Origin of the sequence: Flavobacterium sp. SOK18b, assembly GCF_014156605.1 — a bacterium.
GTDB lineage: Bacteria > Bacteroidota > Bacteroidia > Flavobacteriales > Flavobacteriaceae > Flavobacterium > Flavobacterium tiangeerense.
The window spans coordinates 1-19,886 of the sequence record NZ_QKNZ01000083.1 but is presented as its reverse complement, the minus strand read 5'-3'; the positions used below and the strand labels follow the sequence as shown (position 1 = coordinate 19,886).

At 33.6% G+C, this 19,886-nt stretch carries 18 protein-coding genes; 5 read left to right on the top strand and 13 right to left on the bottom strand.

Annotation, left to right across the window (positions count from 1 at the left end; all coding sequences use genetic code 11):
• The first annotated feature begins 142 nt into the window (after window positions 1-142).
• Complete coding sequence (locus DNC80_RS12335; RefSeq protein ID WP_144889941.1) at window positions 143-373, top strand: uracil phosphoribosyltransferase; 231 nt, start codon at window positions 143-145, stop codon at window positions 371-373.
• A 38-nt stretch (window positions 374-411) separates the two neighbouring features.
• Here DNC80_RS12335 and purD read toward each other — a convergent pair whose 3' ends face one another.
• Complete coding sequence (gene purD, locus DNC80_RS12330) at window positions 412-1,686, bottom strand: phosphoribosylamine--glycine ligase (protein ID WP_182651483.1); 1,275 nt, start codon at window positions 1,684-1,686, stop codon at window positions 412-414.
• Window positions 1,687-1,820: 134 nt separating this feature from the next.
• Between purD and DNC80_RS12325 the strand changes: the two genes are divergently transcribed.
• A complete protein-coding gene (locus tag DNC80_RS12325) occupies window positions 1,821-3,131 on the top strand; it encodes a phenylacetate--CoA ligase family protein (RefSeq protein ID WP_182651482.1) in 1,311 nt (436 codons plus the stop codon).
• On the opposite strand, the gene DNC80_RS12320 is transcribed toward DNC80_RS12325, so the two are convergent.
• From DNC80_RS12320 to DNC80_RS12310, 3 genes are all read right to left on the bottom strand, one after another.
• Window positions 3,115-3,897: a glycosyltransferase family 2 protein gene (locus DNC80_RS12320; RefSeq protein ID WP_182651481.1), complete on the bottom strand. Its 783-nt coding sequence runs from the start codon at window positions 3,895-3,897 to the stop codon at window positions 3,115-3,117. The genes DNC80_RS12325 and DNC80_RS12320 overlap by 17 nt on opposite strands.
• Window position 3,898: 1 nt before the next feature.
• On the bottom strand, window positions 3,899-5,251 hold the full coding sequence (locus DNC80_RS12315) for an exopolysaccharide biosynthesis polyprenyl glycosylphosphotransferase (RefSeq protein WP_182651480.1): 1,353 nt from the start codon (window positions 5,249-5,251) through the stop codon (window positions 3,899-3,901).
• 113 nt (window positions 5,252-5,364) lie between these two features.
• A complete protein-coding gene (locus tag DNC80_RS12310; RefSeq protein WP_144889931.1) occupies window positions 5,365-6,348 on the bottom strand; it encodes a UDP-glucuronic acid decarboxylase family protein in 984 nt (327 codons plus the stop codon).
• 289 nt (window positions 6,349-6,637) lie between these two features.
• On the opposite strand from DNC80_RS12310, the gene DNC80_RS12305 reads away from it, so the two are divergent.
• Window positions 6,638-7,762: a glycosyltransferase gene (locus DNC80_RS12305; RefSeq protein WP_182651479.1), complete on the top strand. Its 1,125-nt coding sequence runs from the start codon at window positions 6,638-6,640 to the stop codon at window positions 7,760-7,762.
• Here DNC80_RS12305 and DNC80_RS12300 read toward each other — a convergent pair.
• From DNC80_RS12300 to DNC80_RS12270, 7 genes are all read right to left on the bottom strand, one after another.
• Entirely contained in the window at window positions 7,680-8,864 is a 1,185-nt protein-coding gene (locus tag DNC80_RS12300; RefSeq protein ID WP_255493242.1) for an O-antigen ligase family protein, read from the bottom strand. The genes DNC80_RS12305 and DNC80_RS12300 overlap by 83 nt on opposite strands.
• A 91-nt stretch (window positions 8,865-8,955) precedes the next feature.
• Entirely contained in the window at window positions 8,956-10,020 is a 1,065-nt protein-coding gene (locus DNC80_RS12295; RefSeq protein WP_182651477.1) for a hypothetical protein, read from the bottom strand.
• A 31-nt stretch (window positions 10,021-10,051) separates the two neighbouring features.
• Window positions 10,052-11,362: an MATE family efflux transporter gene (locus DNC80_RS12290; protein ID WP_182651476.1), complete on the bottom strand. Its 1,311-nt coding sequence runs from the start codon at window positions 11,360-11,362 to the stop codon at window positions 10,052-10,054.
• A 33-nt stretch (window positions 11,363-11,395) separates the two neighbouring features.
• Window positions 11,396-12,379 (bottom strand): hypothetical protein, encoded by a 984-nt coding sequence (locus tag DNC80_RS12285; protein WP_182651475.1) that lies wholly within the window; start codon window positions 12,377-12,379, stop codon window positions 11,396-11,398.
• A 9-nt stretch (window positions 12,380-12,388) separates the two neighbouring features.
• Window positions 12,389-14,068 carry a hypothetical protein gene (locus DNC80_RS12280; RefSeq protein ID WP_182651474.1) on the bottom strand — a complete coding sequence of 560 codons (1,680 nt, stop codon included), beginning with the start codon at window positions 14,066-14,068 and terminating at the stop codon, window positions 12,389-12,391.
• A gap of 36 nt (window positions 14,069-14,104) precedes the next feature.
• A complete protein-coding gene (locus DNC80_RS12275; RefSeq protein WP_182651473.1) occupies window positions 14,105-15,592 on the bottom strand; it encodes a GH3 auxin-responsive promoter family protein in 1,488 nt (495 codons plus the stop codon).
• A 27-nt stretch (window positions 15,593-15,619) separates the two neighbouring features.
• Window positions 15,620-16,126, bottom strand: coding sequence for a peptidase (locus DNC80_RS12270; RefSeq protein WP_182651472.1), 507 nt, complete (start codon window positions 16,124-16,126; stop codon window positions 15,620-15,622).
• A 191-nt stretch (window positions 16,127-16,317) separates the two neighbouring features.
• Here DNC80_RS12270 and DNC80_RS12265 point away from each other — a divergent pair, with 191 nt between their 5' ends.
• Complete coding sequence (locus tag DNC80_RS12265; RefSeq protein ID WP_144889902.1) at window positions 16,318-16,518, top strand: twin-arginine translocase TatA/TatE family subunit; 201 nt, start codon at window positions 16,318-16,320, stop codon at window positions 16,516-16,518.
• A gap of 73 nt (window positions 16,519-16,591) precedes the next feature.
• Here the strand turns inward: DNC80_RS12265 and DNC80_RS12260 are convergent, their stop codons facing one another.
• Window positions 16,592-18,715, bottom strand: coding sequence for a Tex family protein (locus DNC80_RS12260; protein WP_182651471.1), 2,124 nt, complete (start codon window positions 18,713-18,715; stop codon window positions 16,592-16,594).
• A 53-nt stretch (window positions 18,716-18,768) separates the two neighbouring features.
• On the opposite strand from DNC80_RS12260, the gene DNC80_RS12255 reads away from it, so the two are divergent.
• Window positions 18,769-19,101 (top strand): DUF1294 domain-containing protein, encoded by a 333-nt coding sequence (locus tag DNC80_RS12255; protein WP_182651470.1) that lies wholly within the window; start codon window positions 18,769-18,771, stop codon window positions 19,099-19,101.
• Between the two features lie 32 nt (window positions 19,102-19,133).
• On the opposite strand, the gene rpiB is transcribed toward DNC80_RS12255, so the two are convergent.
• Window positions 19,134-19,565: a ribose 5-phosphate isomerase B gene (gene rpiB / locus DNC80_RS12250; protein WP_086455338.1), complete on the bottom strand. Its 432-nt coding sequence runs from the start codon at window positions 19,563-19,565 to the stop codon at window positions 19,134-19,136.
• Between the last annotated feature and the right edge of the window lie 321 nt (window positions 19,566-19,886).

Sequence of the window (19,886 nt, the reverse complement as noted above, 5' to 3'; positions counted from 1 at the left end):
AGGATATTTTATACTTTTGTGTTTGTAAATATAATACTTGTTTAAAAAGTAAACCCTGCTTGTTAATAAAGATTATTTTATTTTAAAAAACATTCGTTAGTATCGTGTTTACAAAACAATTACTTAAATCAATTTATATATTATGAAAGCATTTTTCGAAGGAATACAATACTTATTTGTAGACATTTTATTTGCTCCTCTAGATTTTTTACGTTCTTTAGAGCTTAGCTCATGGTTTGTTGCTAACACTATCAACTGGATTTTCATGATTATTTGTGCATCTGCCATGGTATACTGGATAAAACAGTTGCAAATCTTTAATGATGCAGGAACAGAAAATCAAGATACTACGGCTCACTCTTTTTTAAAATAAGAACCCTCAACCCCTAGTGGGATTGAGAGCTCTTTTTGTTATTTAAGATCATTTCCAATGTCTTTTCTAAAAAACATCTTATCAAAATGTAGCTTGTCTATGTTTTGGTAAGATTTTTTTATGGCCTCTTGAAAATCATTTCCGTAAGACGTAATGGCTAGTACTCTACCCCCATTAGAAACAATTGCTCCTTGGTCTAGCTTAGTTCCAGCATGAAATACAATAGAATCTTGAACGTTTTCTAGTCCCGTAATTACTTTTCCTTTTTCAAAATCTTCTGGATAACCTCCAGATACTAGCATCACAGTAGTGGCACTTCTTGGATCAATTTCTAAGTTGATTTCGTCCAATTTTTCATTGGCTACAGCCAAAAATAATTCAACCAAATCAGTTTGTAATCTTGGGATTACTACTTCAGTCTCTGGATCTCCCATTCTTACATTGTATTCAATAACAATAGGTTCATTATTAACATTGATCAACCCTATGAAAACAAAACCTTTGTAGGCAATTCCATCTTTTTGAAAACCATCAATTGTAGGTTTTACAATGCGTGTTTCTATTTTTTCCATTAAAACGGCATCTACATAAGGAACTGGAGAAACAGCTCCCATACCACCTGTATTAAGTCCCGTATCGCCTTCGCCAATGCGTTTGTAATCCTTAGCAGTAGGCAATATTTTATAACTTTTTCCGTCTGTGAGTACAAAACAGCTCAATTCTATTCCGTCCAGAAATTCTTCGATAACTACTTTCGAACTGGCTACACCAAATTTTTGATGTACAAGCATGTTTCTTAATTCATCTTTGGCTTCAGCCAAATCCTGAATGATTAAAACGCCTTTACCAGCAGCCAAACCATCTGCTTTTAACACATACGGAGGTTGTAATGTTTCTAAGAATTCACATCCTTGTTCTACGGTTTCGGCTGTAAAACTATCATAAGCAGCCGTTGGGATGTTGTGTTTGATTAAAAATTCCTTTGCAAATTCCTTACTTCCTTCTAACTGAGCACCTATTTTTGAAGGACCAATAACAGGAATATGACGTAAAGCTGGATCATTTAAAAAGAAATCATAAATCCCCTTTACCAATGGATCCTCAGGACCTACAACCACCATGCCTACATTCTCTTGAATGGCAAATGCTTTTATAGCTTCAAAATCAGTTGGACTCATAGCAAGATTGGTTGCAATGGCTGCAGTTCCTGCATTTCCAGGAGCTACAAAAAGTTTTTCGCACAATGGGCTTTGAACCATTTTCCAAGCAAATGCGTGCTCTCTTCCGCCAGAACCGAGTAGTAAAATTGTCATGTGTGTTGTTTTTAGTTGTCGTGCAAAAATAATTGGTTTTGAACTCAAAAAACAATTAAATAGTAAAAACTTCCCCAAAGCAACTAATAAGTGAGACATAAATACTATTTTTGATTACACAATACTCCCTAAAAATGTTTCGATTATTTGATATAGCACTGCAATGGAACGGGTTTCCCATTCGTAAAGCACGGCAGGAATTACTAAAAATAATTGCACAAACACCGCAAGAACATGAGCAATTTATTGAGAGAAAGAAACGAGAAATTGTTCAGTATCATTTAAAAAAAAATCCGTTTTACAGTAAACTTGTAGTTACAAAAAATTATAAAAATTGGGATGATTTACCCATTTTGACCAAACAAAATTTACAAAAACCTCTTCAAGAAAGACTTTCTAGTGGATATACTTTAAAAAACTGCTATACAAACAAAACGTCTGGCTCAAGCGGTACTCCATTTATATTTGCAAAAGACAATTATTCTCATTCTTTAACTTGGGCTTCAAACATGTACCGTTTTGGTTGGTACGGCATTGATTTTAATACCTCTTACCAAGCCCGGTTTTATGGCATCCCGATGGATTTTATTGGAAATAAAAAAGAACGATTCAAAGATTTCTTGAGTCATCGATACCGGTTTTCTGTATTTGATTTGTCAGATGTTGTTTTAGAAACGATTTTGAAAACCTTTAGCCAAAAAAAATTTGATTACATCAATGGGTATACCAGCGCTATTGTTTTGTTTGCTAAATTTTTACAACGAAAAAATATTGTACTAACCAGTGTTTGTCCTAGTTTGAAGGTATGTATGGTTACCTCTGAAATGCTTTTTGATGACGATAAATTTTTACTAGAAAAACAACTTGGAGTTGCTATTGTTAATGAATATGGTGCCTCTGAGCTGGACTTGATTGCGTTTCAAAATCCTGAAGGGCTTTGGCAAATAAACTCTGAAACCTTATTTGTTGAAATCTTAGACGAAAATAATAAAGCAGTTCCTCATGGTAAAGCTGGCCGTGTTGTCATTACCTCTTTGTACAATAAAGCGCATCCGTTTATAAGGTATGATATTGGTGATATTGGCATTTTGGATAAAAAAAGCACCTTACAAAAGCCCATTTTACAACAATTAATAGGGCGCTCCAATGATGTGGTTGTTTTGCCTAGCGGAAAAAAATCAGCAGGACTTACATTTTATTACGTGACTAAAAGTATCATTGAAGATGATGGAAATGTAAAAGAATTTACCATCAAACAAACTAAATTAGATTGTTTTGAAATTGATTATGTAAGTGAAAAAGAACTCGTTCCCAATCAAATTAAAAAAATTGAAGCTGCAATTTCTTTATATTTAGAACCTAATTTGAGCATTACATTTATCCGAAAAAATATCTTAGATAGAACCAATAGAGGTAAACTAAAACAGTTTAAGTCTCTGCTATAAGTTTTTTTGTGTAGCGCGGCTTGACCAAAAGTTGCGTAAACAGGAAAACTAACATGCACAATAATGACCGTGTTTTGTTGTAACCATGAAAAGAACGATATACTGCAAAATTATGTTTTATCAAATCGAATTTAGAGGCCGAAATAGAGTTGTCCCTTACTCTATAAAACGCTAAACTTTCTGGTACGGGCCGTATCATTTTTATAGGTTTAAGAATGGTAAGCCACATCATCCAGTCTTGTCTTTTTCTAGATTGAGCAATAGGAATTTTGCCGTAGAAAGAAACATCATAAATCCCAGTGAGATTGCCTATGTAGTTGCAGAAGAACAGTTGCTTGTAAGCAAGCTGCTTGGGTGCCTCGACACGTTTGTTTAATAATGTTCCTGCTTCATTCATACATTCGTAAAAAGAAAAAGTAAATGGGAATTTATGCTGCTGCATGAATTGCAATTGTAGTTCTAGCTTATTGGGTTTCCATTTATCATCAGCATCCAAGAAAGCAATGTAATCTCCATTGGCTTTTGATAAAGCTGTATTTCTAGCAATACCTGTTCCTGAGTTTGTAGAAAGTTTAAAAATACGTATTCGGCTGTCTTGATTTACAATTGCTGTAGCAAGAGCTACAGTGCTATCACTTGAACAATCATCAACTAGAATCAATTCCCAATTTGTGTGTGTTTGTTGCTGTACTGACAAAATAGCTTCAAGAATGTACTTCTCTGAATTGTAGCAGGGCATTAGGATAGATACTAAATTGTTTTTCATATCAATATGCTTTTTTATCGCCCCGAATCGTATTGTAAATGGTCAAAAAAATGATTTTAATATCTAATAAAATAGACCAATTTTCCATGTAAAAGATATCATATTTTACTCTGTTGATAATGTCCTTATCGGTCTCAACTTCTCCTCTAAAACCTTTTGTTTGAGCGAGTCCAGTAATACCTGGTTTTATAAAATGACGTACCATAAATTTATCTACAGTAAGTGCATATTTCTGGGTGTGACTTACCATGTGTGGTCTAGGACCTACTACTGACATTTCGCCCAGTAAAACATTAAAAAATTGTGGTAATTCGTCAATACTAGTCTTTCTTATAAAACGACCTACCCTAGTAACTCTAATATCGTTTTTTGATACTTGATTCAAGTGGGCTTCCTCATTAAGCTCCATAGATCTAAACTTATAACAAGAGAATTCTTTGTAATTCAATCCATTTCTTTTTTGAATAAAAAACAACGGCCCTTTTGACTCCAATTTGATAAATAAAGCCAGTATAGGTGTCAACCACGAGAGCACTCCTGCAATTATGATCAATGAAAAAATAATATCAAAAACACGCTTAATGACCTTGTTTAAGGTATCATCAAGTAGAATGTTACGCAGTGATATTACAGGAATATAATTGTAATATTCAAAGGTGAAATTCCGGGAAAGAATTTGTTTTTCGCTGGGAATAAACTTTAAGGTCTTCAAATTATTATCGGCAAAAAAAACAATTTCATTGATTTGATTTTGGTTTAAATCACTCATAGAACAATACAATTCATCAATTTGATGCTCTATTACATACTCAAAGCTTTCCTGGAGGGTTTTAGACTTATTTTTTTCTAGTTCAAAAATACGCTCAAGTTTGTATCCATAATCTGGGTTCTCTGTAAAAAAATGTTGTAAAGGCTCAGTACTTTTTGCATTGCCCATCAAAATTACTTTTCTAAAGTTTCCACCATATAATAATCTGTATTTTCTTAAAAAATAATAAATAGAAAGCTTAACGATTAAAATTAAGAATAGTGATACAGATGTATAAAAACCAATACTTTGAAAACTTGAATTATCTGATTTGTAAAAAGCTAAGGCAAGACAAAAAAGAGTAAATAATATCCCTTGTTTTAAGGCACAATTTAGTATCGAAATAACTTTGGTATACCTGTAAACTTCATAAAAACCCAAACTGGCAGCAATGATAAACCAGCTTAAACTTATTAATACAGGATAAAAAGGTGTCTTTACAGGAAAATCAGTCATATACCATAGCAAGACATTGATTATCAATAAATCAATGGCAAATGAAAAGGGACGAATGTAGCCCGAATATCTTCCTGTTTTGGTTTTCAATGTATTACAAATTAAAATGGCATGTAATCATACTTGCTTTGGTACTATTTTAAAAATATGAAATGCTCTTTTAGCCATTCGATTTGAGTATAGAATGAAAGGAAAACAAATTTTTAGAAAATATACTTAGAAAAATCCTTGTGCTCCTCTTTGGATAGTTCTTCCTTAGATAAAGATTTAAAATACTCATAAGTAATTTTCATACCTTCGGCACGGCCTACTTTAGCTTCCCAACCAAGCAATTCTTTGGCTTTAGTTGTATCTGGTTGTCGTTGCAAAGGGTCGTTTATTGGTAAAGGGTGATAGACCACTTTTTGACTGGTACCGGTAAGCTTTATGATTTCTTCGGCAAAATCTTTTATAGTAATTTCGTCTGGATTTCCAATATTTACAGGCAAAACATAATCCGAATGTAATAACCTGAAAATACCTTCAACCTGATCATCCACATAACAAAAAGAACGGGTTTGCATACCATCCCCAAAAATGGTTAAATCTTCACCACGTATGGCCTGACCAATAAAAGCTGGAATAACACGACCATCATTGAGCCTCATTCTTGGTCCGTAGGTATTGAAAATTCTAACTATTCTGGTTTCTACACCATGAAAAGTATGATAAGCCATAGTTATGGATTCTTGAAAGCGTTTTGCTTCGTCATAGACTCCTCTAGGTCCTATGGTATTTACGTTTCCATAATATTCTTCTGTTTGTGGGTGTACCAATGGATCTCCATACACTTCAGAAGTAGATGCAATAAGAATTCTAGCTTTTTTTACTCTGGCTAAACCCAATAAATTATGAGTACCAAGGGAACCTACTTTCAAGGTTTGTATAGGGATTTTTAAATAATCAATAGGACTTGCAGGCGATGCAAAGTGTAAAATATAGTCTAAATTTCCAGGGACATGAACAAACTTGGTGATGTCATGATGGTAAAATTCAAATTGCTCCAATTTGAAAAGATGCTCAATGTTTTTTAAATCTCCCGTAATGAGATTATCCATCCCAATAACATGGTAGCCTTCTTTTATGAAACGGTCACAAAGATGTGATCCTAAAAATCCTGCGGCTCCGGTGATAAGTATTCTTTTCATAGTAATTATTTAAACGTAACAAATGTAATTGATTTGAAGAAAACTCACTCACAAACCCCTTCTTTCTTTTTAAATTTGAAGCAGGAAGTAAAGGCTTTCTAGGACATATCGTCCCGTGATTCGCTATATCTTTGCTTTTTAAACGAAAAAGCAAAGGATGCCGCTGCTCCCGGGGCTATGGAACAACAAATTGCTTTTTTGGATTTAATTTTACATCAATTGTATCGCTGTTTTTTGTAAAAGTGTGAAAGAATACTTTATTTTTGTTTCCCAAGCAAAAAATAAAAATTTGAAAGTTGTACATATTATCGAAGCGTTAGGTGGAGGCATTTATACCTATTTTGAAGATCTAACACATCATTTTGAAAACGATACCATTCTTCAAAAAGTACAAACTTTCATCCTATACAGTGATAATCGCAAAGAAATTGATCCAGAAAAAGTAAGCCAATTATTTTCTACTATTCCAACTGTAAAAATTGAGATGAAGCGACAAATAAACTTCATTTCGGACCTTAGTGCTATAAACAAATTAGTCCGTGAACTACAAAAAATCAAACCTGATGTGGTGCATTTACATTCCTCTAAAGCGGGTGTTTTAGGGAGAATTGCTTGTAGTTTTTTAACCCCAAAACCAATTGTCTTTTACACGCCGCACGGCTATGCTTTTTTACGAACCGATATATCTCCAATTGCCAAAAAAGGATATTGGTACATCGAGAAATTCTTTCAAAAATTTTTCGGAGGAATCACCATCGCTTGTGGTGACTCCGAGTTTGAATTGGCAAAACAACTAGGAAAAGCCGAAATGATTAGAAATGGAATAGATATTTCTGATATCGAAAAATATTCACAAGCCGTTAATAATCCAAAACTAACAATAGGAATTGCTGGTAGGATTACTGCAGCTAGGAATCCAAGGCAATTCAATGCCATTGCTTTGGAATTTCCAGAGTATCAATTTCTATGGATTGGCGATGGAGAAGAACGCAATCAAATTACAGCACCAAATATCAAAATCACAGGTTGGTTTTTAGAAAAAAAACAGGTGTACGAGCAAATAAATGCTTTAGATATCTATCTTCAAACCTCACTTTGGGAAGGGTTACCTATCGCGGTTCTTGAGGCTATGGTATTACAAAAACCAGTAATTGCGACTAAAATAAATGGCAATAAAGATACCGTTGTCCAAAAAGAGACTGGCTTTTTATACCAAGAAATATCAGAATTATCATCCTACTTCAAAATTCTAGAAGATTCAAAAATCAGAGCTCAATTGGGTAACAACGCTAAAACAAGATGTAAAGATTTATTTGATAAAGCGAAGAATTTTACAGCACTTCAGGAGTTGTATGAACGTTACTTTTTTGCTGCAGCCAAACACTTCCAAAAATCGAAAACCAAAAGCCACTAAACGTAATTCCGTCGAAACGCAATAAAAAATCATCAGTCAAATTCGAAGTAAAAAAAAGAAAAAAGAAGGAAAAAACTAATGCATTTTTTAAATCGATTCCCAAATAGCCAATAGCTCCAATAAAAAGCAAAACCACTAAAGGTCCTAAAACACCAAACTTCAACAAAGAGTCTAAAAATTGATTGTGTGTAGGAAAAGCATATTTGGCCAAAAAATACTGATGCGTTTGTTTATAATAATTTACTAATTCTGGTTTTCCATCCGCAGCTCCAACGCCAAAAGGCAAATGTTGCAACGATAATTCCCAAGCCGATTTCCAAATAGAAACTCTGGTTACGAGAGAATTAAAAACCTTTATTTCGGGATGATCAATTTCGTCAAGCTTCCCCACTTTGTCCATGTATGCAAAAGTTACCGAGCTATATTTTTCTTTCATGTAAGGATTTTTTTGAATAAAGAGAAATAAAACACCACACACCACACCACCAATAACCACAGTATAAAGCACTATTTTTTTTAGGTCAAAGTGTACTGTAAAAAACGAAAACACTACCAATAAATACCCAACTAAAACATTTAATAAAGCCATTCGAGTATTGACTAAAAGCACAAAGAAAAAGGAGAATACAAATATCAAAAAAGATAAAAACACAAATCCAATATTCTTTTTCATTTGCCACTTTTGCAATAACAAGTACAAGGCTGAAATACTCACAAAAGCCAAGTGCATATTGAGCGCTGGAGCATGAATTCCGATAGAATTTGCAAAAACATAACCCATTTCCCATAGGTGAATTCCATGCCAATACTTAGTGATATGCTCAGGAAAAACAAATATAAAACGCACCGCAAAAACAATCATTAGCAACGTGGTACTATTTACATAAAATTGTAGCAATTTTTGAAATGAAATGCGTTTGTAATTTCCCAAAATAATTATTGGAAACAAGACTAAAGCAATTGTCTTTTCTATAGATTTAATACCTTGAGCCAAAGAATCATTGTTCAAAAACAGCAATAATTCTAGTAAAAAAGGTGACGCAATTATACTGGCTAAAATCAAAGCCTTTCTAGATAACTTTATTTTTTTGAAATAAAGCATATTAAAAATTGCGAAAGCAAAAATTAACCAAGTACAAGGCTTCCTGAAAATTAAGGTACAAGCTATCGCCAACAAAAAAAAAGAAAAAATTTTATGGAAGTGCTTTTCGGAAATGGTCATAGTAAAGAGCATAATAAATTAGTGGGAAAACACCCATTTTGTGTCGGATCGCCGATCCTAAATCAGGTTCAAAAACCCCTTGAAGGATAAAAAAAGAGAATACAAAAAGAAGCATCCATAACTCGTAAACATATTCTTTTTTGTCCTTTATACAACGTGCCAATCGAACCAATAGAATATAAAACAGAAATAATTGCCAAATTACAAATAACAAAATTTGTGGAGAAAAAATATGCTTCAAACCGTTAAGTGGCACATTTACAGTAAAAAAACCATACAAAATCCCTATGATTTCACCATACCAAGTGTCTGTTTTTACAGGAGAAACAATACTCGAATTGGCATCAACAGATCCTAATCGGGCACTATTTATAAGCTCTCTACTTTGCTCTGAAAAAAATTCTCCTTGTATAAAGCCATAACTCAATGACAAGAAAATTACAACTACAATTCCGTAAAAAAGAGTTGCAAAAGTACGATTCGAAATTTTGACACAAGTGACCCAATACATTCCCATGGCTACGATAGGCAGTAATGCAAAATAAGGCCTATATACAACTCCAAAAAACACAAAAAGAGACATGGCTATAAATAAGGTATTCTGAAAAGAAAAATGCTTATTTTGAAATAAAAAAACGATTACGGAGAGGTACAAAAAAGTAATAAACTCCTTGGAAGGCATTGCCATAAAAATCGCAATAATGGTGAAAGCCAAATACACCAAAAGATTCTTAATTGTAACTTTCTCAAAAGTACCTGGAATTCCTATTTTATACAAAATACCCATTAAAATAGGAAACTGAATCAATGCAATTACCGAAAAAGGCAAATAGCGCAAACCTGTAATTTTATAAAACAAAATAGTCAATGGGTAACTTCCAAAATAACCTATTTCATTGCCTTTATCATAAGCAATAATAGCAGCATCATAAAAAAAACGTTTCGGTAAAATAAAACTCGCAGCAAAGGCCACAAATAGATTGAGTCCCACAAGAAGTAAAAAAGCTACTTTATTTTTTTTTATGAGTAAAGACATTTAGGTATGATTGAAAATAGAAGAGACAAACTTAACTCAAAAACAACTTAATCCCGTCTTTGTAATACACAAAAAGAGCTGTTCCAAAATTCCAAAAAAATGCACTTGCCGAAAAAGCGATCGCCCCACCTACCATTCCATAGGAAGGAATTAACCAATAATTGAGAATAAAATTAAGGCCAAGAGCAGCCAAAACAATACGTTGAAAAATTCGTTGTCGCCCAGTCATGTTTAAATAAACAGGAGCCGACCCAAAAAAAGCACAAAAACCTTGTCCCAAAACCAATACTAATAATGCCTCTTTCGCCGCTAAATAATTGGGGCCAAAAAAATGCATAATAAACTCCGGAAAAATAAACAATCCAATAACCGCTGGCAGCGTAATCGCTACAATTAATCGGGAACTATTTTGAACAATTTGCTGTAGTTTATCAATTTCTTTATTCGAAAAACTTGCTGCAATAGATGCCGAAACGGTAATGTTTACTGTCAAAATAATAACTGACAACAAAGTCATTAACTTGACCGCCACCGAATAAAAAGCAACTGCTGCATCACCTTGGTATTTTTTTAAAAACAAGATGTCAAAACTCATCATCAAAAAAATAGCCGTTCCGCTTACGGCTATGGGAAAAGATTGAGTGATAATCTCACGAGACGAAAAGCAATCCGTATTGCAAATAGCCGTTTTTTTAGTAAAAAAATAAAAAGTTAGTAGTGTAGTAACAACTCCCAAAAAAACAAAACTCAACAAGAAAGCATCCACCAAATACAATTCTAACTGCCATTGAACTAACAAAACAGCTAGGACAATAATAGGCAAGTATTTAAAAATATTTCGAAATAATTCGGCTACAACTATTTTCTCTAAAGCTCTAAAAACCTCAACGTTTAGAATAGAAAGTCCATAAAAGAACATAACTGCGGAGGCTTTTAATAGAAGAAAATAAGTTGCATTATCCGCAAAAAATAATGTTATAGCAGAAGCATCTAATAGTTCAATAAAAAGAAACAAAAGCAAGGATGCTAAAAACAGCATCAATACCATTTTTAGATATACTTTTTTCAAATGACCCAAAGAATAATTAGGATACAAACGCCCTTTGAAATACAATATGGATTGATCAAATCCTAGCAAACAAATACTACCAATTGCGAAAAGAAACGTACGAACAAAATCATATTGCCCAACTTGTTTAGGATCATATTTTTGAGTTAAAAACAAAGTAAAACCAAATAAAAGAACCACGCCAAAAACCCGAATCAATAAGGTTAGTAAGCTTTGCCGAACTACAGGATTTTGGAATGTTGTAAGTAATTGATATCGAATTGTTTTTAACACATGGGCTCTGTTTAGCAAAAGAAAAATATTTTTTTAAGAAGCATTTGCTTTTGATTTTGCTAGTTGCTTTTGATAAAATCGAATGAACAAATGAATAAAAACAAATAATAACACCAATGCTACTGGCAATACAAACTTCATAATGCCATTTACTGCTTTTGAAGTATCACTATTCAATGTGAATGTTACCTCTTTAATTGTATTTTGAAAATTGATTAATTTTAATCGGTTTAACCCTTGAATATACAACAAGTCTTGTTTGGTTTTGATAACATCATTCAGTTGTGTATTTTCATTATAATACATGAGCTTATCATTTTTTAATGCGCTTTTTACATTAGCTGAAAACCCATTAAGAACTCCATTTATTTGTTGAATAATCGTATCATTTTGAGCAATATCCTGTTTTAAATTTGCCAATCCTACCTTTTGCATGGCACTAAAATATTCAGATTGATTGAGATAATTCAATAATGGTGTAATCAATTCTTTCTCACTTGTAGTACCATTGGTAACAACCGCAATCGTATGGTACGTGTAATTTTTACTTGTAATATTGTCTTCAAGCACTTTTTTTACCTCTCCAACTTCTGCCATTAACTTAATCAACTCAAAGTTTTGCTCTTTATCTTCAATAAATTTATAAACATCAGCAATGGGTTTGATTTCAATTTTCCTTAAATCTTTAGATTGGGATAATCCTATTTCGTTTTGTAAAAAAACGATGTCGCCAGCATTAATTTTAGATTGAATCAAATTGATTTTAGAATACAAATAATCCACACTCCCAAAGTTGGGAATTACAGTGATTTCATGAGTATACAATTTATTATTCTTATCCAAAAACAATCCCAAACCAAAACCAATGATTAATAATGCTAAGACAATCTTCCATTGCTTTACAAAAAAATGAATACAATGGAACAACAAGGTGTTCAAGCGTTCAAAACCTTTTTTTACTTTACTGGTAATTTGAAATACATCAATTTCTGAATCGCTATGCGAGTTTATACTCATTTATAGTTATTATTTTACGTTGAAAATTTGTTCCAATATTTTAATTGTGATCAAGTAAGTAGGTTTTACACCTGTTGTTCCTAATCCTCCAGAGGCAAGAGTACTTCCTGTTTCTAAAGGATTATCTGAGGCATAATAGGCATAACGTACTTTGATGTCATGAGGAACACTTCTTCTAATTTTTGAGGCCGATTGAATGGCTTTTTGATAATAAGAACCTTCCATTTCAAGACCAATAATTCCCCAAGTAGAATCATGGAAAAACTTTAATAAATCTCTGTTCTGTAATGAAGTTCCCAGTACAGTAACCATTGGTCCCGCAAAAACAGCAATGTCATTTCCTTCAAACATCTCAGCCGTTAGTTCGTTTTCAAAGAAATAATTATCCGCCGTTCCTTCGTTAATGTGTGCATTAGGAATCATGATATCTCCTTTTCCACCCTCTAAAATTCCTGCTTTACCCATAATCGAAACCGATTCTACGTTTAATAAAGTGTCTTTCTTAAAAGGTTTCAACAACTCGTCAATAGTTTCATAGGCTTGTTCCCCAAAAGCATAATCCATCACTATTAAAACTGGTTTTTTATCATCAGTATTGGCACTAGGAAATGAGGTTTTAGCCCAATTGATTTTAGCTGTATCAAAAATTTGTACGTCAATATTAGTTCCTGAGGTATCTGGCAAAGAAATCATTCCTTGTTTTAAGGCAACAGCTGTCACTTGATTGCGCACCTCATCAGCTCCAGATCTGCTTAGCTCTTCATAAATAAAGAAATCCGATTTGTCTTTGAACTTCGTTTTTAAAACTTCAGTTGCAAAAATCGAATTCATCACACTGTGCATATTCGCACTGATTACGTGAATCGGTCGGTCTAAAAGTTGATTCTCTTTTAAAACCTCTTTAATATTGGTAGCCCAAACTTCGCCATGAATGTGGTGTCCCAAACGTTCTCTTAAAATAGGACTAAAAGTGATGGTTCTCTTGTTGTCATCAACTATTTCTTCAATAGCTAATTTTCCTAACCAATAAATCACGTGTAGAAAACGGTCCGGTGCTGCTGCTGAACCAAAGGCATCATAAATATCCAAAACCTCAGCAAAAGTTCTACCTAATATGTTAGCTGCATGCGAGATGGCTTTTTCTTTTTCTATTTGCGTAAGCTTTTTCTTTTGAGAAACTGCCTGCTCTAGTTTGTACCAGTCACGAGAAACCTCACCAGCATCATCGAGTAAAACACGATTCCTGATTTTGTGCGATTCAATAAATATAAAGGTCAAGTGCGTCAAAATATCATAAATATCTGATCGTCCTCTTGTAATTTCCACATTCATTTGCTCCTCATCAATACGGTAGCAATTACGACGTCTTTTTGGAGGAACAATAGCTTGAAAATGCGATTTAGAGTAACCTTCGTCTGAAGTAAGATTGATAAAACGACATTCTTCAATTCCTACCGGCAAACGTTCAATTACGTATAAAAGTCCATTCAATTCCACTTTCTCTTCGGCAATATTACCATAAATTTCTGGTCGTAATGCAAGCAATGCTTCGCGAAGCGTATCCCCTGACACTCCCATTGGCTTGTAAAATCCTCTATTAAAAAGGTGGCGCATGGTGATGTACATTTTTTCAATGGCTGCCGATGATTCTTGTGCTCTTGAGCGCGATATATTTTTTGTTTCTTTCATTTTCTACTTATTTTCTAACCTGCAAAGGTATGACATTTATTCTCTTTTTAACAAATCCACTATCTTTCTATCATTCGAAAGTCTTGGAATCTTGTTTTGGCCCCCTAATTTCCCAATCGATTTCATGTATTCTTGAAAACCGTTTTTAACTACTTTGGTAACCACCACTTTTTGCAACACCTTGCCCAAAATCAAATCATCATAATACATGTTTTGTTTGCGCATGGCATTGTCTAGTGCCTCCGCAAATGCTACGCTGTCCTCTGGTTCGTTTTCAAATTCTATAAACCATTCGTGATACGGTAATCCCTCGACTGGCGTGATTTGTGGGGCTACTGTAAATTCATTAATTCTGATTGATGTTCCAATAATAGCTTCTTGCAACGCACTTTCTACTTCCTTACCAATAACATGTTCTCCAAAAGCCGATATGTAATGTTTGATTCTGCCAGATACAATGACGCGATATGGTTTTAAACTCGTAAACTGAACGGTATCACCAATATTATACCCCCAAAGTCCTGCATTGGTAGAAATTATCAAAACATAATTGACATTCAATTCAACTTCGCCAATTGTGTATCGTCTTGGATTTTCGGTATAAAATTCGTCACTTTTGATAAACTCATAAAAAATTCCGGAGTTCAGCAGTAGTAACATTCCTTTTTCCTTTTGAGAATCTTGATACGCAAAAAATCCTTCCGAAGCTGGAAATAATTCAATGCTGTCTACTTTTCGACCAATTAAATTCTCGAACTTCGCCCGATACGGTTCGTAATTCACGCCGCCGTAAATGAACAAATTAAAGTTTTTGAAAATTTCGCCCACAGGCTTCCCTCCTTTTTGATGCAATTTTTCAAAATACATTTGCACCCAAGAAGGTATACCTGAAATCACAGCCATATTCTCGTGAAACGTTTCCTCTACAATTGCATTTACTTTGGTTTCCCAATCTTCAATACAATTGGTTTTCAAAGATGGCATTCTATTTTTTTGAAGGTATTTTGGAACAAAATGCGCTACAATTCCAGACAATCTTCCTAATTTTATTCCGTTTTTTTCTTCTAAAAGGGGACTTCCTTGCAAGAAAATCATTTTACCATTAACAAAATCAGCCTTTCCGGTTTCATGAATGTAATGCAAAATAGCGTTTCGAGCTGCCTCAATATGATACGGCATTGATTCCTTTGTCAACGGAATGTACTTTGCTCCTGATGTAGTTCCGGATGTCTTAGCAAAATACAAAGGTTTCCCTTTCCATAGAATATCTGCTTCGCCTTGTACCACTCGGTCAACATAAGGTTTTAACGCCTCATAATCCCTAATTGGTACCTGCTTTGCAAAGTCTTTTTCGGTTTTTATACTTTCAAAATGATGGTCTTTTCCAAACTGAGTAGTGCTTGCTTGAGCAATTAATTGTTGCATTACTTTTTGCTGTGTAGCAACTGGTTCTGCTGCCCATTTTTGCGTTTTCTGGTATATTTTATGTGCAAATAATTTTGCAGCAAATGATTTTATTGACATTATGTAAGTGCTTCTTTTTAAAGATTTTTAGTTTGACTTTTTAGTTTTAGAACCAGATGATTTTGCTTTTTGGTCTTCAAGTGCAACTTGTTCTCGTAAATCCAACTCCGCATCAGTAGCGGACAAGTCTATTTCTTTATCTGAAGTAGTTGCCGATTCTAAAATGGAATCCTTGTTGAATTTTGCGTATTCTAATTTTCCAGTCAATACCTTTTTTATTCCTTTCAAATAATCCTCATTTTGTTTAATAGCCTTAGACAAAGAATCTGATTTTAAAGCAAGTTCTATGGCTTCTCTTTTTAATTTTGAGGATGAATAGCCTGGTATAAACTCTCTCAAGGGCGTAAATGCAATTATAAAAGTAGTAACAATTATAATAAGTATTGCCCCAACGCTTGCTACTACAAATACATTCATCAAAGTAAGTTTCAATGAAAAAGTTTCTTCAAAAGTATCCTCATTTAAAATAATTAAACGCCTCTTATTAAATAAATTTTCCTTTATTAATTTACGTTTTAGTCTTTTCTTGGACATAGAATTTGTTTATCAAACAAATATAACAATAATTGTTATTGCTTGTATTTACTAGTTTTTACAAGCTGTTAAAATAGAAATCTCTTTTTTAGTAAATTTTTAACGGTGCTTGCATTAAAAAAACACACTAAAAAAAATTTAGGATGCATATTTCTATTTACCTTTGTGACTTATATTTAAATATTAGAGATATGAACTTTTTAAACATAACTTTAGGTTTCATGCCGGGTGGTTCAGAATGGATTTTAATCATTGCTGTTGTTTTACTCCTTTTTGGTGGTAAAAAGATACCGGAATTAATGAAAGGTCTTGGTGGTGGGATCAAGGAATTTAAGAATGCTGCAAAAGAAGACAGCCAGCCTTTAAGTAAAAAAGAAGAAACAAAAGAGTAATCTTTTTTTAAAAAACAATATTTTAAAAAGTCCTAGTTATTAATTCATTTTAAGAACTAGGACCTTTTTTATTTTACAAAACCATCGTCAACTGAATTCGCTTTCTATCCTCATCCACCTCAGTTACTTTTACAGTAACGTGCTGGTGTAACTTTACCACTTCGTTTACGTCGCTTACAAAGCCTGCTTTAAGTTGAGAAATGTGTACCAAACCACTTTCTTTAACACCTAAATCTACAAAACAACCAAAATTGGTGATGTTATTGACAATTCCGTTCAAAATCATTCCAGTCCTAACATCTTTAATGGTTTTTACGTTCGGGTCAAATTCAAAAACCTTCGCTGCTTTTCTGGGGTCTAAACCTGGTTTTTCTAATTCCTTAATAATGTCTTTTAAAGTCAATAAACCTATTTCAGCTGTAACATAATTTTCTGGTTTGATTAAGGCTGTTTTCTCTTTGTTTCCAATTAAATCGGTTACTTTCAACTTCAAATCTTTAGCCATTTTTTCCACAATTGAATAAGCTTCGGGGTGAACGGCCGAGTTATCCAATGGGTTTTTGCCGTCTTTAATTCGAATAAAAGCTGCTCCTTGTTGAAAAGCTTTTTCGCCCAAACGAGGTACTTTTTTAAGTTGTTTTCGATCCTCAAAAGGACCATTTTCTGAACGGTAATTCACAATATTTTCGGCAAGCTTCTCACCTATTCCACTCACATAACTCAACAAATGTTTACTTGCCGTATTGATGTTTACTCCCACTGAATTCACGCAACGCACCACAGTAGTATCCAGTTCCTCTTTCAATTTACTTTGATCCACATCGTGCTGATATTGGCCTACGCCAATGGCTTTTGGATCAATTTTTACCAACTCCGCTAAAGGATCACTCAATCGGCGACCGATAGAAACCGATCCGCGAACCGTAACATCATAATTAGGGAATTCTTCACGAGCAATTTTTGATGCCGAATATACCGAAGCACCCGCCTCTGAAACAATGAAAACCTGAACCGCTCTATCAAAAGCAATTTTCTTGATAAAAAATTCGGTTTCTCGAGATGCCGTTCCGTTTCCAATGGAAATTGCGTCGATATTATACGCGTTTACCATTGATTTTATTTTTTTCATGGCCATCGCGGTTTCGTTTTGTGGCGCATGCGGATAAATGGTTTCATTGTAAATTAAATCGCCTTTTTCATCTAAGCATACTACTTTACAACCTGAACGAAATCCTGGGTCGATGGCTAAAATTCTTTTTTCACCCAACGGTGGTGCAAGCAATAACTGTCCTAAATTAGTAGCAAAAACTTGAATCGAATTGGCATCAGCCTTGGCTTTTGCTTCCTGTAAAGCTTCGTTTGAAATAGCAGGATTTAGCAATCGCTTGTAGCTGTCTTCAATGGCTAATTGTAAGTGTGGCGTGGCTGGACTGTCTCCTTTTAAAACCAATTCGTCAATAATATCATAGGCTTCATCAAGATCTACTTCGACTTTAAACTTTATAAAACCCTCATTTTCGGCACGAAGCATTGCTAATAATCTATGCGAAGGTGCTTTTGTCAACGGTTCTGACCAATCAAAATATTGGTTGAATTTTTGAGCGCCTTCTTCGTCTTTTTTGGTTTTTACTACTTTGGTTGTAATGGTTGCTTTGCGCTCGTAAAGGCGACGCAATTGTTTACGAACAAAAATATTTTCGTTGATCCATTCGGCAATGATGTCTCGTGCGCCTTGCAAAGCGGCATCTTCATTCGTCACATTATCGTTCAAATATTTCGTTGAAAGGAAATTAATATCCTCTTTGTTTTGAGTCATGATGATCTTTGCTAATGGTTCTAAACCATTTTCGCGAGCCACATCAGCTTTGGTTTTTTTCTTCTTTTTAAATGGCAAATACAAATCTTCTAATTCCTGTAAATCAAAACTTTGTTGTATTTTTTTGTCTAATTCAGGTGTTAATCCGTTTTGCTCTTCAATTGATTTTAAGATTGCTTCTTTGCGTTTTGCAATTGCTTCGTATTCTTTTTGAAGTTTGGCAATTTGTTCAATTTGTACTTCATCTAGATTTCCAGTGGTATCTTTTCGATAACGGGAAATGAATGGAATCGTGCAATCTTCTTGTAAAAGTTGAACTGTTTTTTGAATGTTTATGGCTGCTGTAGCAACCTGTTTTTTAATGAAATCTATATTTGTCATTGTCTTTATTTTCTAAAGGCTAAAATAATATCTTTGACTTTAATTTAAATCAAATGACTGTTTTATTCTATTTCTTTTTTGTGATTAACCTAATCGCTTTTGTGAGTATAGGTTATGATAAATTTTTAGCTAAAAATCAAAAAAGACGAATCTCAGAACAAACTCTTTTAAGTTTTGTATTTCTAGGGGGAACATTTGGTTCCGGAATTGCAATGTTACTTTTTAGACATAAAACCTCCAAAAAAAGCTATTTATGGAAGTTTTGGTTACTTGCTACTATACAAATAGGACTGCTTTATCTATGTTTTAACTTTGGAATTTTAAGTGATAAAACTTTAATATATTCAATAGAAAATAAAAAAAGCCCGGTGAAAAACCGAGCTTAATGTAATTATAAAGCTGCGAAGCAGCCCAAATTTTATGGACAGGCTATTTTATTGACACGATTTTGGTGTCTGCCACCCTCGAAATCAGTAGTTATAAAAGCTTCAACCATTTCTAATACTTGTGGGATAGAAGTAAAACGAGCAGGAATACTAATAATATTAGCATCATTATGTTGGCGTGCTAAAACTGCAATTTCCTTAGTCCAACATAAAGCAGCACGAACTTGAGCATGTTTATTAACAGTCATTGCAATTCCGTTTCCGCTTCCGCAAATTACAATTCCTAAATCAGCTTTACCTTCTGTTACATCAGTGGCCACTGGATGACCAAAATCAGGATAATCGACACTATCAACTGAATCGGTTCCATAATTGGTTATTTGATGTCCTTTTGCGATAAGCATTTCAACAATTGCCTTTTTGTAATCTGGTCCGGCGTGATCGTTTCCTATTGAAATTTTCATTTTGTATGTTTTAAGTTGTGTGTTGCAAATTTATATAAACTATTCTACTATTGAAGAGGAAATACATCTAAGTTTATTGCCGAAAATTGATTTTTATAAACACTATTTTCATGCTAAAAAAAAGTTTTATTTAAAGGCTTAATTATGATGCATTTAGCAGTTATTAACAATTTTAATAAGTGTATAAATACTTGTAAATCAGTGTTAAAATTAAAATTAAAATGTTAAAATTTTACATTGTTAATACTAAAACGCAAATGCTTGATATTCAGATAACTTTAAATTAACATAAAATGTTCATAACTTGAGATAGAAAATAAG